At 62.1% G+C, this 14,713-nt stretch carries 16 protein-coding genes; 13 read left to right on the top strand and 3 right to left on the bottom strand.

Annotated features, from left to right (window positions below; translation table 11 throughout):
• The first annotated feature begins 16 nt into the window (after nucleotides 1-16).
• The 13 genes from ATN00_RS21610 (at nucleotide 17) to ATN00_RS21550 (ending at nucleotide 12,164) form a co-directional block, all read left to right on the top strand.
• Nucleotides 17-340, top strand: a complete 324-nt coding sequence (locus tag ATN00_RS21610; RefSeq protein ID WP_017980861.1) for a TrbC/VirB2 family protein — start codon at nucleotides 17-19, stop codon at nucleotides 338-340.
• Between the two features lies 1 nt (nucleotide 341).
• Nucleotides 342-674 carry a VirB3 family type IV secretion system protein gene (locus tag ATN00_RS21605; protein ID WP_017980860.1) on the top strand — a complete coding sequence of 111 codons (333 nt, stop codon included), beginning with the start codon at nucleotides 342-344 and terminating at the stop codon, nucleotides 672-674.
• On the top strand, nucleotides 667-3,033 hold the full coding sequence (locus ATN00_RS21600) for a VirB4 family type IV secretion/conjugal transfer ATPase (protein ID WP_017980859.1): 2,367 nt from the start codon (nucleotides 667-669) through the stop codon (nucleotides 3,031-3,033). Before ATN00_RS21605 ends, ATN00_RS21600 begins: the two co-directional genes overlap by 8 nt.
• A gap of 1 nt (nucleotide 3,034) precedes the next feature.
• On the top strand, nucleotides 3,035-3,757 hold the full coding sequence (locus ATN00_RS21595; RefSeq protein WP_017980858.1) for a TrbJ/VirB5 family protein: 723 nt from the start codon (nucleotides 3,035-3,037) through the stop codon (nucleotides 3,755-3,757).
• Between the two features lie 3 nt (nucleotides 3,758-3,760).
• The gene (locus ATN00_RS21590; RefSeq protein ID WP_020486680.1) at nucleotides 3,761-3,997 is read left to right on the top strand and encodes an EexN family lipoprotein; all 237 of its coding nucleotides are present in this window, start codon (nucleotides 3,761-3,763) and stop codon (nucleotides 3,995-3,997) included.
• A gap of 53 nt (nucleotides 3,998-4,050) precedes the next feature.
• Nucleotides 4,051-5,100 (top strand): TrbL/VirB6 family protein, encoded by a 1,050-nt coding sequence (locus ATN00_RS21585; protein WP_017980857.1) that lies wholly within the window; start codon nucleotides 4,051-4,053, stop codon nucleotides 5,098-5,100.
• Nucleotides 5,101-5,543: 443 nt separating this feature from the next.
• Nucleotides 5,544-6,221 carry a VirB8 family type IV secretion system protein gene (locus tag ATN00_RS21580; protein WP_017980856.1) on the top strand — a complete coding sequence of 226 codons (678 nt, stop codon included), beginning with the start codon at nucleotides 5,544-5,546 and terminating at the stop codon, nucleotides 6,219-6,221.
• A gap of 1 nt (nucleotide 6,222) precedes the next feature.
• On the top strand, nucleotides 6,223-7,230 hold the full coding sequence (locus ATN00_RS21575) for a TrbG/VirB9 family P-type conjugative transfer protein (protein ID WP_017980855.1): 1,008 nt from the start codon (nucleotides 6,223-6,225) through the stop codon (nucleotides 7,228-7,230).
• Nucleotide 7,231: 1 nt separating this feature from the next.
• Complete coding sequence (gene virB10 / locus ATN00_RS21570; RefSeq protein WP_017980854.1) at nucleotides 7,232-8,521, top strand: type IV secretion system protein VirB10; 1,290 nt, start codon at nucleotides 7,232-7,234, stop codon at nucleotides 8,519-8,521.
• A 3-nt stretch (nucleotides 8,522-8,524) separates the two neighbouring features.
• Nucleotides 8,525-9,535, top strand: a complete 1,011-nt coding sequence (gene virB11 / locus ATN00_RS21565) for a P-type DNA transfer ATPase VirB11 (protein WP_024310571.1) — start codon at nucleotides 8,525-8,527, stop codon at nucleotides 9,533-9,535.
• A gap of 21 nt (nucleotides 9,536-9,556) precedes the next feature.
• The gene (locus ATN00_RS21560) at nucleotides 9,557-11,476 is read left to right on the top strand and encodes a type IV secretory system conjugative DNA transfer family protein (RefSeq protein ID WP_017980852.1); all 1,920 of its coding nucleotides are present in this window, start codon (nucleotides 9,557-9,559) and stop codon (nucleotides 11,474-11,476) included.
• A gap of 116 nt (nucleotides 11,477-11,592) precedes the next feature.
• Nucleotides 11,593-11,871, top strand: coding sequence for a type II toxin-antitoxin system ParD family antitoxin (locus tag ATN00_RS21555; protein WP_021233332.1), 279 nt, complete (start codon nucleotides 11,593-11,595; stop codon nucleotides 11,869-11,871).
• Complete coding sequence (locus ATN00_RS21550) at nucleotides 11,868-12,164, top strand: type II toxin-antitoxin system RelE/ParE family toxin (RefSeq protein ID WP_021233331.1); 297 nt, start codon at nucleotides 11,868-11,870, stop codon at nucleotides 12,162-12,164. Before ATN00_RS21555 ends, ATN00_RS21550 begins: the two co-directional genes overlap by 4 nt.
• Nucleotides 12,165-12,175: 11 nt before the next feature.
• Here the strand turns inward: ATN00_RS21550 and ATN00_RS21545 are convergent, their stop codons facing one another.
• Genes ATN00_RS21545 through ATN00_RS21535 form a run of 3 tightly spaced genes read right to left on the bottom strand, consistent with a single transcriptional unit; the run spans nucleotide 12,176 to nucleotide 14,709 of the window.
• A complete protein-coding gene (locus ATN00_RS21545; RefSeq protein WP_017980849.1) occupies nucleotides 12,176-12,757 on the bottom strand; it encodes a PRC-barrel domain-containing protein in 582 nt (193 codons plus the stop codon).
• Between the two features lie 52 nt (nucleotides 12,758-12,809).
• The gene (locus ATN00_RS21540; protein ID WP_017980848.1) at nucleotides 12,810-13,631 is read right to left on the bottom strand and encodes a family 1 encapsulin nanocompartment shell protein; all 822 of its coding nucleotides are present in this window, start codon (nucleotides 13,629-13,631) and stop codon (nucleotides 12,810-12,812) included.
• A complete protein-coding gene (locus ATN00_RS21535) occupies nucleotides 13,624-14,709 on the bottom strand; it encodes a Dyp-type peroxidase (protein ID WP_026151879.1) in 1,086 nt (361 codons plus the stop codon). The genes ATN00_RS21540 and ATN00_RS21535 overlap by 8 nt, the downstream gene beginning before the upstream one ends.
• Between the last annotated feature and the right edge of the window lie 4 nt (nucleotides 14,710-14,713).

Raw genomic sequence — 14,713 nt, 5'->3', positions numbered from 1 at the left:
AGCCATGGAGTACCGTATGAAATTCACATCGAAGTTGGGCCGGATGATGTCCGATCGCCGCGCCCGCCAACTCGTCGGCTTCGCCGGCGCCCTGGCCCTCATCTCGATCGCGCAGCCGGCCCTTGCGGACGGCACCGCCATCGAGAGCGGCCTTACGACCATCAAGACATGGATGACCACGATCGCGTCCGTGGTCGGCATCATCGCCGTGATGGCCGTCGGCTATGCAAAGCTGACCGGCCGCATGGATTGGGGGCGGGCCGTCACCGTGCTGATCGGGATCGGCATCATCTTCTCGGCCGCGACCATCGTGGGCTGGATGGGCGGATCGGGCAGCTAACATGGACAAGCTGGCCGAGGATAAGGTCTTTCTCGCCCTGACCAGGCCATCGGTGTTCATGGGATTGCCGCTGGAGGCGATCCTGCCGATCATCATGGTCTGCATGGTTTTTTGGGGGATCATGCACAATCCCTTCTTCCCCCTGGCCATGTTCGGAGCGCTCTACTTCCCGGCCCGCATGATAGTCCACTACGACTACAATGCGTTTCGGCTGTGGGGCCTTTGGTTTCAGACCGTATTTCTCTCCAAAAACCGCAAATTCTGGGGGGGCGGGAGCTACTCTCCCGTCCGCCTGTCCCAAGGCGTGAAGCGGAAGCAATTCGGCAATGGCTAAATTCACCCTGAAGCACAAACAGGTCGCCCTTCGCGAAGCGGATGACATCAAATTCATCCCCTACACGCGGCATGTCGATGACACGATCGTCGCGCTGGAAGACGGCTCACTCATGCGGATGTATCGCGTCGACGGGCGGCCGTTCGAGACGAGCGACATCGCCGATCTCAACACATGGCATAACAAGCTCAACATCGCGTGGCGCTCGATCGGTGACGATCGGGTTGCCCTCTGGACGCACCTCGTCCGCACGGCGACGGACCCTATCCTTGAAGGCGAGTTCCATTCCGATTTCGCCCGCACGCTACAGGAGCGTTACGCGGAGCGGCTGAAGGAAAAGGTTCTCTACCACAACGAGTTTTACGTCACGATCATCGTGCGGCCCTCGAACATGGCCGGCGACCAGGTGACACGCCTTTTCGCCAAGCGCCAACCCGGTGCGGAGATTGACGATCGCGCTCTCGCGATCATGGCAGACAAATGCCGCGATTTTGAATCGCTGCTGGCGGACACAAGCCCGACGCCGCTCTCGCTCTACGAGCATAACGGCAACCTTTTCTCGCAACCCATGGAGGTGCTGCACTTCATCCTGACCGGCGACCGCATCCGCGTGCCGCTGTTGAACGGGCGGCTCGGGCAGGCCCTCTATACGTCGCGGGTGATCTTCGGGCGCGAGGCCGCTGAAATTCGGCTCCCCGACAAGTCGCACTGGCTCGGTATGTTCGGCGTCCGCGAATATGTCGCCACGACGCGGACGGGGCAGTTCAATAGCCTGCTGACGCTCGATTTCCCGTTCGTGCTGACGCAGAGCTTCGCGCCGCTGGTAAAGTCCGTGGCGAGCGAGCGCTTCACGAAAAAATACAAGCAAATGGTGTCGTCCGACGATGCCGGCGTCAGTCAGGCCATGGAGCTGCTGGATGGCGTCGATGATCTGATGGCGAACCGCTTCGTCCTGGGCGAGCATCATTTGTCGATCGCGGTGATGGACGATGACAAGCGGCGCCTGCTCGATCGACTCTCCATTGCGCGTTCCGCCGCGGCCGATACCGGCATGGTGATGGCCCGCGAGGACGTGGCGCTGGAAGCGGCGTTTTGGGCGCAGCTTCCCGGCAATTTCAAAATGCGGGCGCGGCCTGCGGTCATCAACAGCCGCAATTTCGCAGCCCTCAGCCCGTTCTACACCTTCCCTGCGGGTCGCAAGTCGGGGAACCATTGGGGCGAGGCGGTGACGCTTCTCAAGACGCGCGCCGGCTCGTCCTTCTGGTTTAATTTCCACCGGCAGGACATCGGCCACACGCTTATCATCGGCCCCACCGGCGCAGGCAAGACGGTGCTGCAAAACTTCCTGCAAGCACAGCTTGAAAAGACAGGGGCCAAGCAGGTCTTTTTCGACAAGGACCGGGGCGCGGAGATCTTCGTGCGTGCCTGTGGCGGCACCTATCTGGCCTTGAGGAACGGCGAACCGACGGGTTTTGCCCCGTTGAAGGGTCTCTCGCCGACACACGAAAACATGGCGTTTCTCCGCCAGTTCATCCGCGTGCTGGTGCGGCGCGAAGGGCGGCCGCTCACGGTCGGCGAAGAGAAGCTGATCGACGATGGCCTTGATGCGGTGATGAAGCTCCCTGCCGAGAAGCGATCATTCCACGATCTGCGTGAGTTGCTAAGCTACTCGGACGCGGAGGGCATCGGTGCGCGGCTCGAACGCTGGTGTTCGGGCGGCCCATTGGGCTGGGCGTTCGATGGCCCGGTCGATGAAGTGTCGCTGGCGGCCCGCTTCGTCGGTTTTGACATGACGGACTTCCTCGAAAACCCGGAAATCCGCACGCCGATGATGCTCTACCTTTTCCATCGGGTCGACGAGCTGCTGGACGGCCAGCGTGTCGTGGTGGACATCGACGAGTTCTGGAAGGCATTACAGGACGACGCTTTCCGGGCCTTCGCACAGGACGGTCTCAAGACCTTCCGCAAGCGCAATGCGTTCATGGTCTTCGGCACCCAATCCCCGGCTGACGCCCTGCGCTCGCCGATTGCGCATTCGATCATCGAACAGACCGCGACGAAGATCCTCCTGCCCAATTCCGATGCCAAGAAATCCGACTATTGCGACGGTTTGGGCCTAACGGAAGCGGAATACCGCCTGATCCGCGAGGATCTGACACCGGAGAGCCGCTGCTTCCTCGTCAAGCAGGGCCACACGTCCATCGTTGCGAAGCTCGATCTCGGCGGAATGGGCGATGAATTATCCGTGCTTTCTGGCCGCGCCGAAACTCTGGCGGTCATGGAAGATGCCATTGCCCGAGCGGGCAACGATCCTGCGGCGTGGCTGCCGCTCTTCTACGCACATGAAAGGAGAAGCTGATATGTCGCTCAAGCACATCATCATGTTCGCAGCGGCGCCCTTGGCGCTCGCTGCGACCGCCGCCCCGGCCTCGGCGCAGGGTATCCCGGTTTTCGATTCCACGGGCTACATACAAGCCCTCGCGACCGTTCAGAACACGATCAAGATGATCGAACAGGGCGAGCAGCAAATCTCGACCGCCACCAACACGCTCAACTCGCTGCAAAAGCTGACGAACGTGAACAGCATCGCATCGAGTCTCTTCAATTCTCAGACGCGCAACCTCCTGCCAAACACGACCATCGACGCACAAACGCTGTTAGGCGGCGATCTGACCAAGATCGGCTCGCTGGGCTCGCTCGCCAGCAGCATCCAGTCCCGCTACACGATTTCGTCCTCCGGGTCGGACGCGGACACCGCCTACAACCAGGCGCTCAAGGATGCGACCGGCTCTGCCGCTGCTACGGCCGCCTTCGGCGAGAACACGTTGAACGTGACGCAGCAGCGGATGCAGCTCCTCGATCAGCTCCGCGAGCAACTGTCGAGCGCCAAAGACCCCAAGGACGTGATGGACCTGAACGCCCGTATCTCGGTCGAGCAGGCGCAGCTCCAGAACGACATGCTGAAGTTGCAGGCGATCCAGACGGCTCAGTTTGGACACGCGAACCTTGCGATCGCGACGGCGCAAACCTCGGCTGCCCGCAATGCGGCCTCATTCTACGACGCCAACACTCTCAGGAAGTAACCCATGCGAAAGCTGCTCGTCTTGTGCTTCGCCCTGGCCGCTGCCGGCTGTCAACAACAACCCCCTGCGGTCCCGACAACGGACGAGCTGATAAAGAATCCGCAGCTTCTCGCGGAATGGAAAACGAAATGTGACAGCGGGGAATACAGCAATCTCCCTGCCGATCAGAAGGATAATCTTTGTTTCACGACGCGAGAAGCGCGGCGCTCGATCGCCATGCAAAAGATCAACTCGAAATGATCCAGCCACTTTGAACAAGGTATAAACCGATGGCAGGAAGTTCGCCCAATCTCATGGTCCTTTTCACGACCATGTATGGCTATGTAGAAAGCGCAATTACATCGGCCGTGGCGAGCTTCGGGTCCGGTCTTGTCAGCTTCGTGGCTGCGCCACTCGGCGTCGCCGCGACAATCTACTTCCTGCTTCTGGGTTTCGCGGTTCTTCGCGGCGCAATCCAGGCCCCCTTGCGCGAGCTGGTATTCCAAGCCGGCAAGGTCGGCTTCGCGATAGCAGCAGCCAGCGCCGTCGGCTACTCGGCGCTCGTCGTGAACGTCGCCACGCAGCTCCCGTCCGACATCATTTCGGCGGGATCGGGAACGCCTGTCACTAACCCCGGCACCACTTTCGATACCTACGTCTCCGATACCGGCAAATTGGCGTCGCGGATGGAACAGGCGAACGCGACCATCCAGCAGATGCCTTCACAGGGAATCACCGATTTCCGCACGCCGCTGATCCAGTTGCAGTCCGCGCTTGTGACCTATGGTTGCATCGGCGTCCTCTATGTGTTCGCCTTCCTGTCGGCCGCCGTCGGGTTCTGCATCGTCATCTTCGCGAAGCTGGCTGTGTCGATCTGCGTTGCGCTCGCGCCGCTCGCGCTCGCCTGCCTCTTATTCAACTCCTCGCGCTGGCTCTTTGATGGCTGGCTCAAACAGACCGCGAATTACATCCTCCTGATGGTCGTCATGGCGATCATGACGAAGTTCATCACCGGCCTTCAGGAAGCCTCCATGGACGGCATCATGGGGTCGATCGGCGATGCGTCCAACTTTGTCCAGATGGAGGATACCTACGCGGTCCTCAACACCGACCTGATGATTGTGGCGACCGTCGCGTGCTGCGCGATTTACATCGTCGGCACGATCTTCTTCTTCCAAGCGCCTTCGATCGCTTCGGGCATCGCGGGCGGAGCGTCCTCGGGTGGCCATGGCTTCCTGCAAACCGGCATGAACATGGCGGCCAATCGCCTGATGTTCCGACGCTTGGCCGCGAACACGCCCCGCGCTGGTGGAGCCCCCGCGACTGGCGGCTCCGTCGCTCGATCTGCTTCCGGGGGCGGCTGACCGCTCTCCACTCATGAACCTTGGGAACATCGCGGAAAAGACGGACGGAGATTCTATGAAAAGGCTGACTATCGTGGCGTTAGGTGCCCTCGCACTTAGCGGATGCACCGGGACTCACATCAAGCCCGCTCCGGTATGCGACGGCAAGCATCGCCGCCCCGCCAATCTCTACGGCACGATTCTGCCGACACTCCCTGTCCCGCTGCCCGCATCGCAAGGTGGAGGCGGACAGTCCATGGTGGCTCCACCGGCAGCCTCGCCCGCACCTGATGTCCCCGGCCCGGCGCCGCTGCCGGCGCCGCCAGCATCAGCCCCCGACGCCGGCCAGGAACCCGCCACGCCTCCGAAGCGAGGCGCCATGAACACTCTACCGTCAGCGCCGGGGACGTCCCAGCGGGCCGTTGCGCTGTCCTACCTCCCCTGCTGACGAAGGGATCGACGCCATGGCTACGGTGAAGGCAGAAGATAAGGAAAAATACCTCGAAAGCGCGAGGACGTGGGAATACGACCGAATGCGCGCGGCGATCCAGTCCCGGCGCGTGGCGTGGACCGTCGCGGGAGGGGCATGTGCGCTCGCGGTCGCGTCTGTGGCGGCTGTCGTCATGCTCACACCTCTCAAGACCGTACAGCCCTATGTGATCCGGGTTGATAAGACCTCGGGCGAGGCAGAGATCGTGACGGCCCTCAAGGGGCCTCAGCCCCGCACCTACGACGATGCGGTCAATCGCTATTTCATTTCGCAATATGTGCGGCTGCGCGAGGGCTGGTTGAACGATGCAGCTCGTGAGAACGCCTATACGGTGATGCTAATGAGCGACCAGGCTGAAGGCGGCCGTTATCTCAACGGCGTTCAATCTGGCAACAGCAATGCCCCGTCGAACATCTACGGCGACAAAGGCTTCGTCTCGATCGCAATCCGCACGATCAGCTTCCTGAGCCCGACCGTGGCGCAAGTCCGCTACACGAAGATCATCACGATGGGGCAGAACACGCCGGTCGCGCAGAACTGGAACGCGATCATGACCTTCAAGTTCACCACGGCCCCCGAGCATGAGAAGGATCGCAACCTGAATCCTCTCGGCTTCCAGGTCGTGAATTATCGCTCTGACCCGGAGGCGTGACATGACCGAACAGCCGAAGACCATGGACGGCGCCGATCGCGTCGTGATCCCCTTCCTCCCCGCGCTCCGCAAGAAGCTGGGCGAGCGCCTCTCGCCTCCGGCAAGCAAGCTGGTGGTGACGGATAGCGGCGCCAAAAGCCGTTTCTGGCGTGGTGTCGGGGCGGTGTGGCACCGGCTCGTCGTCTTCTCGGTCGTTGGGGCCGTGGCCGTCACGCTCGCTCCGCATCCGGCTATCGCATCCGAGACGCCCGTTCCTGGCCCAAAGGATGCGCGGGTCCGCAACGTCAACTACGATCCCGATCAGGTCGTGACGATCGTGGGCAGTTTTCGCCATGCGATCGAAATCCAGTTCGGCCCCAATGAAACCGTGACGCAGGCGGCGTTGGGCGACACGATCTCATGGCAAATCGCGCCCGTCGGCAACATCGTGTTCCTCAAGCCGCGCGAGAAGGCTGGCGGAACCAACCTGATCGTCGTCACCAACGTCAACGGCGCGCCGCGCACCTATCATTTCAATCTCACTCTCGGCGCCGGCGAGGCAATGTATGGCATCCGGTTCCATTACCCGCGCGAGGAGCGAGCTATGGCGACGCTTCAGACCCAGCTCGCCGAGGTACAGGCCGCGCGCGCGGTCGAAAACAACATCACCACAGCCGCGCTCGATCATGCCGTGATCGAAGGAACGCGAAACATGAATTACACGGTGCAGGGCGACTCCTCGCTCCAGCCCACCGAGATCTCCGACAATGGCGAGTTCACGGTGCTGCGCTACCCAGGCCACGCCGACATACCTTCAATTTTTGCCGTTGACGTGGACGGGACCGAGACGATCGTTCCCTACGACGTGCGCGAGGATTTTGTCGTGATCCATGCGGTCTATCGGCAGCTTCGGCTCCGTCGCGGCAACGTGGTGCTGTGCATCTACAATGAAGCGCCCCCTCGCAACGATCGCGGCGATCGGACGGGGACCGTCTCCAACATCGTCGAACGTAAAGTGAAGGGGCAGTAAGATGGCCGATAACCTCATTGACCGCGGCGGCGAAGTCGGCGCCGATACCGTCCCCCCCAGCGAGCAGAGCAGCCCCATTGCGCGCAGCGGCGGTTGGGGAAATATCGCTTTCCTCGGCGCCGGCCTCGCACTGATCGGCACCATGGGCGGCATTGCGATCGGCTATGGTGCATTCCACCATTCCGGCTCCGCAAAGCCCGCCGAGCAGCCGGCAAAAGCCAGCGATCGGGCCGTGGCCGATGTGATGGGATCACCGAACGCGCAGCGCGCGCAGCTCGCCGGCCAGCTCGGCCAACCCAATGCCCCGCAAACCGATATGTTCGGCCGCCCGATCGCGGCGACGCCTAACCAGGCTACCGATGCGAACGGGAATCCGGCGCCGGTGTCGGCGAATGGTCAGGAGACGCCAGAGCAGAAGCGAGCCGAACAGGCACGCTCGATGGCGGATGCTGCGCGCCGATCGCCGATCATGGCGTTCGGCAGCACGGGTATCGCATCCGCCGGATCACCGGGGACAAGCCTCGTCTCGGCCGAGCAACCGCAAGGGAATGGCCAGCCTCAAGGCGATGGGCAGGGCCAAGGGCAAGGCCAGCCAGGCGGCCCGCGCAACTTCGGGGCCAGCGGCTTCGGGCAGAATGATGATGCCGGCCCGTCGGGTAAGGGATCGACCGATTTCAGCGATCAGCTCAACCATGCGGCGATCCAGACAGTACGGGCGAGCGTGATCCCCGATCGGAGCCTTCTGTTGAGCGCTGGCACGGTCATACCCTGCACTCTGCAGACGGCCATCAACTCGACGCAGGCGGGCTTCGTGAACTGCGTCATCAATCATGACGTCTATTCGGAAAATGGTCGCATCGTCCTGCTCGACAAAGGGACGAAGGTGCTGGGGCAATATTCGGGCGGCATCACACAGGGGCAGGCTCGCTTGTTCGTCCTATGGACGCGCGCACTCACGCCGCGCGGTGTGGCGATCGACTTGGGATCGCCTGCGGCTGATAGCCTTGGCCGCGCCGGCCTGCCGGGAGGCGTCGATACGCAGTTTTGGGCGCGCTTCGGCATGGGGCTTGTGATCTCGGTGCTGGAAGATGCGTCGAACATCGCCAGTCGCGCCGTCGCCGGCGAAGGCACCTACTCGACACAGGTTCCGGGCAATACTGCACAGACGGTCCTCAACCAAACCATGCAGATCAAGCCGATCCTGAAGAAGAATCAGGGCGATACGGCTGCAATCTTCGTCGCCAAGGATTTCGATTTCCGGTCCGTCTATGACGTGCGACTGAGGCGCTGATTTGTGGCGTCGTCGATATACCAGCACAATGCGGCGCCGATAGAGCGTCACCTAGCCCGCGAGGACGTGACGGAGCTGGTCATCAATGAGCCGGGCCTGATCGGCTTGGAGACGCGCAACGGTTGGGAATGGCATAAGGAGCCGGCATTGGACAATGCGGCCCTCATGACGCTCGCGAAGCTCATCGCAGGTCTGACCAAACAGGATGTCACCGCCGAATATCCGATCGTCTCCTCGGTTCTTCCGGGAGGCGAGCGCGCGCAGGTCGTCGTCCCCCCTGCCGTGGAGCGGGGCTTCGTCTCGATCACGATCCGGAAAGCGTCGGGCGTCTCTATGGACATCGACGATTTCGACCGCGCCGGGCTTTTCAGTGAGGTCCGCGCTCATGGCCTGCATGAAGAGGTCGACTCCGCGCTGATGCGATTTCGCGAGGCCGGCGACTGGAAGGGCTTCTTCCGGCTCGCGGTCGAATCCCGCAAAAATATCCTGATCTCCGGCGCCACGGGTTCCGGCAAGACGAGCTTCTCCAAGGGCCTGATTAGGCTCATTCCCGATTACGAGCGCATCCTGACGATCGAAGACACCCGCGAGCTGGTGGTGCCACAGCGCAACCACGTCCACATGATGTATTCTAAGGACGGAAAGGGCCTTCAAAAAGCTGGCGCAAAGGAATTGCTGGAATCGGCGTTGCGTATGCGACCCGATCGCATCCTGCTCCAAGAGCTACGCGACGGCACCGCCTTCTTCTATCTGCGCAACGTCAATAGCGGCCATCCAGGCTCGATAACCACGGTCCATGCCAATACGGCCGAAGGTGCGCTGGAACAGCTTACGCTGCTGGTCAAGGAATCGGAAGGCGGCAACGATCTCGATCGGCACGACATCCGCGCCCTGTTGCGCTCGCTGGTTGATATCGTCGTGCAGATGCACCGCCTTCCCCCAGGTGACGGGAAGCCGGCGCGCTATCGTATGACGGAAGTGTGGTTCGATCCTGCGGGCAAGCCTCGCGATTAGATTCGAGCGGAGGATCGCATTATGAGCGGCAAAATGGTTCGCAACCAAGGGGCGTCCGAGCCGGCCGCCATCGCGTTCCTCGTCATCATAGGCTTGATGATAAGCGCCGCGATCGGCGCCGTGGTGGTCCTTTGGAAGGCGCATCTCCTCTCGGCGCACACGCCCTGGGCGCGCGTTCCGGGTGCATTATGGTCGATGCGCCACTTGCCGATCGTGTGGAAGCCGTTTCTCGCCGGTTTCTTCATCGCCTTCGCGGTCTGCCTGATCGGTATCGTGTCGTCGCTTTTCACGGGCCAGAAGCTCCACGGCGAAGCCCGCTGGGCGCGGATCGGCGAGGTCCGCAAGGCCAAGCTCTTGGAGGATGCCGGCATTCTCCTCGGCCGCATCAATGGCAAGTTCATGCGCTTTGGGGGAACCGAGCATGTCTTGCTCGAAGCACCCACCCGCGCCGGCAAGGGCGTCGGCGTCGTGATCCCGAACCTTCTCCAATGGCCGGATTCGGTTGTCGTCCTCGATGTGAAGCAAGAGAATTGGGCGGCGACAGCAGGCTTTCGGATGACGAACCTTCGCCAGCAAACACTCTTGTTCAACCCGCTCGATGCCCACGGTCGCACATGCCGCTACAACCCGCTCGCGTACATCAACCGACGCGATCAGGTCGAAGTCGTCAACGAGCTGCAAAAAATCAGCGTCATGCTTTTTCCCCTGCCCCTGCAGGGCGAGACGTTTTGGGCGGAAAGCGCAAGGACGGCGTTTCTCGGTGTCGCGGCCTATGTCGCCGCCACGGTGGATGATGGCGACGATGCGCTCCCCTTCACCATCGGCGAAATCTACCGCCAATTCGCCGCCGGCGATGCACAAAAGCGATTTCCCAAAATCATCTCGCAGCGCGAGCGGGAGGGCAAACCGCTATCAGGGGCGTGCGTGTCGGCGCTGCGGGATTGGATCATGGCCTCGGCCAATACCTTCACGTCAACCCGCCAGTCCGTCACCGCCAAGATCAATCTGTGGCTGAACCCCTATGTCGATGCGGCAACGGCTGTCAGCGATTTCGATCTGCGCGAGTTCCGCGACAAGCGGATCTCGCTCTATCTCGGCGTCTCGCCGGATGATCTGGATCGCGTGGCACCGATCTATGGCCTGCTTTTCCAGCAGCTCATTGACCTCAATGTCCGCGAGCTGCCCTCGGGCAACAAGCACCAGGTTCGCTTGCTGCTCTTGCTCGACGAGTTCTCGCGCCTCGGCCGCGCGTCGGTGATCGCCAATGGCTTCAGCTATGTCGCCGGCTATGGCATTCGCCTCCTCCCCGTCATCCAGAGCGGAGCGCAGCTCGAGAACGTCTATGGGCCGAAAGTCGCCACGGAGATTGAATCCAACTGCGGCGTCCAAATGGTCATGCGCCCCGCGACCAACGATGATGCGAAGGATATTTCCGAACGGCTTGGCACTTATACGTTTCGCGCCAAGTCGCGCTCCTTCGGCATGTGGGGCCGTGGGGGCGGCTCGGTATCGGAATCCGATCAGCGCCGGCCCCTGATGCTTCCTCAAGAGCTGATGCAGCTCCCCGAAAAGGACATGATCGTCCTGCGCCTCGGCATCCCGCCCGTCTATGGCAAGAAAATCCGCTATTATACGGAGAAGGCCATGGTCGCGCTGACCAAGATCCCCGCACCGCAAATGCCGAACATTCGACCCGATCCCACCGCACCGATAAACAGCCTGCGGGTGATCGCCGCGGCCGAGGCGGATGATAATGGCGCCCTTGGCTCGGCCCCGCCTGCTCATGGTCCTGGGCCGCAATCCGGAGGCGGAGGCACGGCCCCGACCCACCATCGCTTGAACCAAGCCGCGATCGCCGCCGCCATGGCCGCGCCTGCCGGGGAACGCACCAGCAAGCTTTTCCAACATATTGTCATGGTAGGCGAGCCAAAGGTCGCTTAGCGTTATGTGATCTTACCCTCGTCGGTGCGGTGACGCGAAGGCGGATCGGCTGCACAAGAGAGGCAGGCGCCTTGAAACCGATGGCAGTTTTTGCCATAATGGTAGTGAGGTGATTTATGGCTTCGATGAACGTCTCCCTTCCGGACCCTATGCGGGATTACGTCCAGCGCCGCATCGACAGCGGGCATTATGCCAGCGTGAGTGATTATGTTCGCGATCTCATTCGGCGCGATCAGGGCGAGACGCAGGATGTCGAACGGTGGCTGCATGATCTTGACGCCTCGATCGAACGCGGCCTTGCCGATGCCGAGGCGGGGCGCACCCACGACCTCGACGACGCCTGCGATGCTATCATCGACAGGATTCGGACACGGGCAAGCGCTCAGCCGCAATGAAAGTCATCCTGACGCCGGATGCGCTGGCCGACCTCGATCACATCGCCGAGCATATCGAAAAGGACAATCCCGCGAGAGCCATCAGCTTTGTTGAGGAATTGCGTGAGGCGGCCCGTCGCCTTGCCGATCTGCCCCAAGGCTATCCTCTGGTGCCTCGCTATGAGCGCTACGGTATCCGTCGCCGTTCCTATCGCCGCTATGGCATCCTCTACCGGCCAGAAGCCCACCGTATCCTGATCCTGCGCTTTCTTGGCCCCGGTCAAGATCATGATCGCGCGCTCCAATTGGTGTGAGCGATCGCTTGCTAGGGATTGATCGGAGCGAAGGCGGGCCAGTCACGACTTTTGAGGCCGGGCTGTGACAGGAAGCTCGGGCCGTCCAGCAACAGCGTCATGCGCGTGTAGCCGATCCTGAGGGATTCGAGCGGCACCGCTCGCAATGTCTCTTCAAGACCGGCATATCGCTCGTCCGAGATCACCACATAGTTTATCCTGCCGGTCGAACATTCGATAAGGGCCTCGACAACCCGGCCCAGATTCATCCCGCTCTTGTCATCAACCGCCATGCCGATCAGGCCGGTCGCGGTGAACAGGTTCGGCGTATCGGATCTTTGGCTGGCTGTTTCGGCCGATCGGCCGCCATCCTCATATTTGGTCTGCTGCCCCAACCATCGCCAGATACCAACTAGGTTCGTCAGCATCAGGAATCCATTGGTGGCAACCAAGGCTGTCTGTCCTGTGGCGTAGCCCAATGTGGTCCAGCAAACCGAGCTGATGCTGAACACCACGAAGCCCCAGCCCGTCACGCGCGCGCCCAGGTTGGAAGCCGTCATCATCGCCGCGATCATCGTCGCGATCGTGGCGATCCAACCGACGAGACTTATCATTGTCCCACCCCTCGCTGCGGCCCGCGTGCGGGCGGCGCAACCGGCAACGCCTTCACGCCGGCTGCGCCGACGCTTCCGTTGTCGGGAGCGAAACAGCCGCCTCGCTCGTCAACAGCCGGAAGGTGAAGCTCTCTTGCAGGTACAGCTCGACCGCCTCGGCGGTGTGGCTGAGATAGCCGATCGACAAATCCTGTCCGAGATCGAGTTCGAAATCGCCGCCCCGCGTTGTCAGGACGACGCCGCCCATGATGCCCGGCGCCCAGATGATATCGCCGTCCACCAGACGATTGATGTGCTGGAGCACCGGATAGCCCTCCTCGCTGCCGCCGCTGATCGCGGTGAACGGATCATCGCCCAGCACCAGTCGATAAGGCCCCTCGACCCCGGCAAGGCGCAACCGATCGACGGCTTGGGCGACGATGGCGGGATATCCGGCGACGGCCGTGGGCAGCGGCACCGGCTCGTTGCTCGCGCCGGGACGGATGCCGCCGATATCGGCAGCGGCATAGCCATCAAAGATCGCGCGATTTTCGGCAAAGGCGATCGTGCGGGCGGCTTCCTTGAGCGGTTGCCAGTCCGAATCCTCGGAGCCGCGCTCCACATCGTCGATCGCCGCGCGGGTCAGCGTGAAGGGCACGCGCAGTTCGACCACGGCGTTGACCGCACGCCGCACGGCTTGGACGCCATCGCTGGGCGCATCGATCGGCTTGGTGTGGCCCGTTCCCACGGCCGCGAGCGTGGCCCCCTTCGGTTCCGGCACGTCCACGACGCGGCGCGCGGCCAGATAGCGCTTGAGAGTTCGGGTCGCTTCTTGGTCGATTTGCGCCCAAGCGGCGTCGGAGATGGGGGCGAGTTCGCGATGGAGGTTATTCATGTCCTGCCTCATCTTTGAGTGATCCAATGCGCAGCGATCCATCCGATGCTGACGAGGGCTCCGGTGCCGGCGCCGTGGATGCGGGCGCCTCGGCTACCGCCTCATCGCCATCGGCCGTGGCTGGCTCCGGCGTTACCTCGTCCAGAAAATCAGCCGACGGCACGAAATAAAGCGAGCCGGTCACGGCCCGGCTAACATCGAGCAAGCGATCGTAATTGCCGGGTGGCAAACCGATGAACATATTGTCGAGCATCCGCTCGATGCGGGTCGGCGAGCGGGCGTAACCGATGAAATAGGTGCCGAACTCGCCCTTACCAACATCGCCGAACGGCATGTTATCGCGCAGGATCTGGAGTTGCTCGCCGTCCTCCTCGATGTTGGTGAGCACGTTATGCGCGAAGCTCGGCTTGGCCGCCTCGTCCAGCTCGATGTCCGACAGCTTCTCGCGCCCTACGATCTTCTCCTGCTGCTCCACGGGAATCGCGTTCCACTTGTCGAGGTCGTGGAGGTATTTCTGGACGATCACATAGCTGCCGCCAGCGAAGACCGGATCGTCCGCCGCCCCGATCACCGTGGCATCTCTGGCTCCCTGCTCGACGGGGTTTTCCGTCCCGTCGACAAATCCCAGCAGGTCGCGATCGTCGAAGTAGCGGAAGCCATGCACCTCGTCCGTCACCGAGGCGAAGCCGGCGAGACGCTTCACGATCTGCGCCGCCATCTCGAAACACAAATCCTGACGCGCGGCGCGAATGTGAAACAGCAGGTCGCCGGGCGTCGAAGGCGCATGATGGACGCCGCGGATTTCCCGGAACGGATGCAGTTCCTTCGGCCGCGGCGCTCCGAATAGCCGGTCCCAAGCATCGGAGCCGATCCCCATGATGCAGGAAAGTCCGCCGTCTGCCGCCCGGAAGCCCACGCCACGAACCAGCGACGACAGGATGGCGCAAAGACCCCGCACCCCCGCTTCCGGCTTCTCCCCGGCGCCCATCGAGACGACCAGAAAGATCGCAGCGCGGGTAAGCCGGGCATCGACGGCCTGGGAACGAGCGGTAACATCTTGAGAGACGGTAGAAGGCACGTTC

The sequence above is a fragment of the Sphingobium baderi genome (assembly GCF_001456115.1).
GTDB classification, from domain to species: domain Bacteria; phylum Pseudomonadota; class Alphaproteobacteria; order Sphingomonadales; family Sphingomonadaceae; genus Sphingobium; species Sphingobium baderi_A.
Note: the sequence above shows the minus strand (reverse complement) of the source record. Positions and strands in the feature narration are given on the sequence as shown.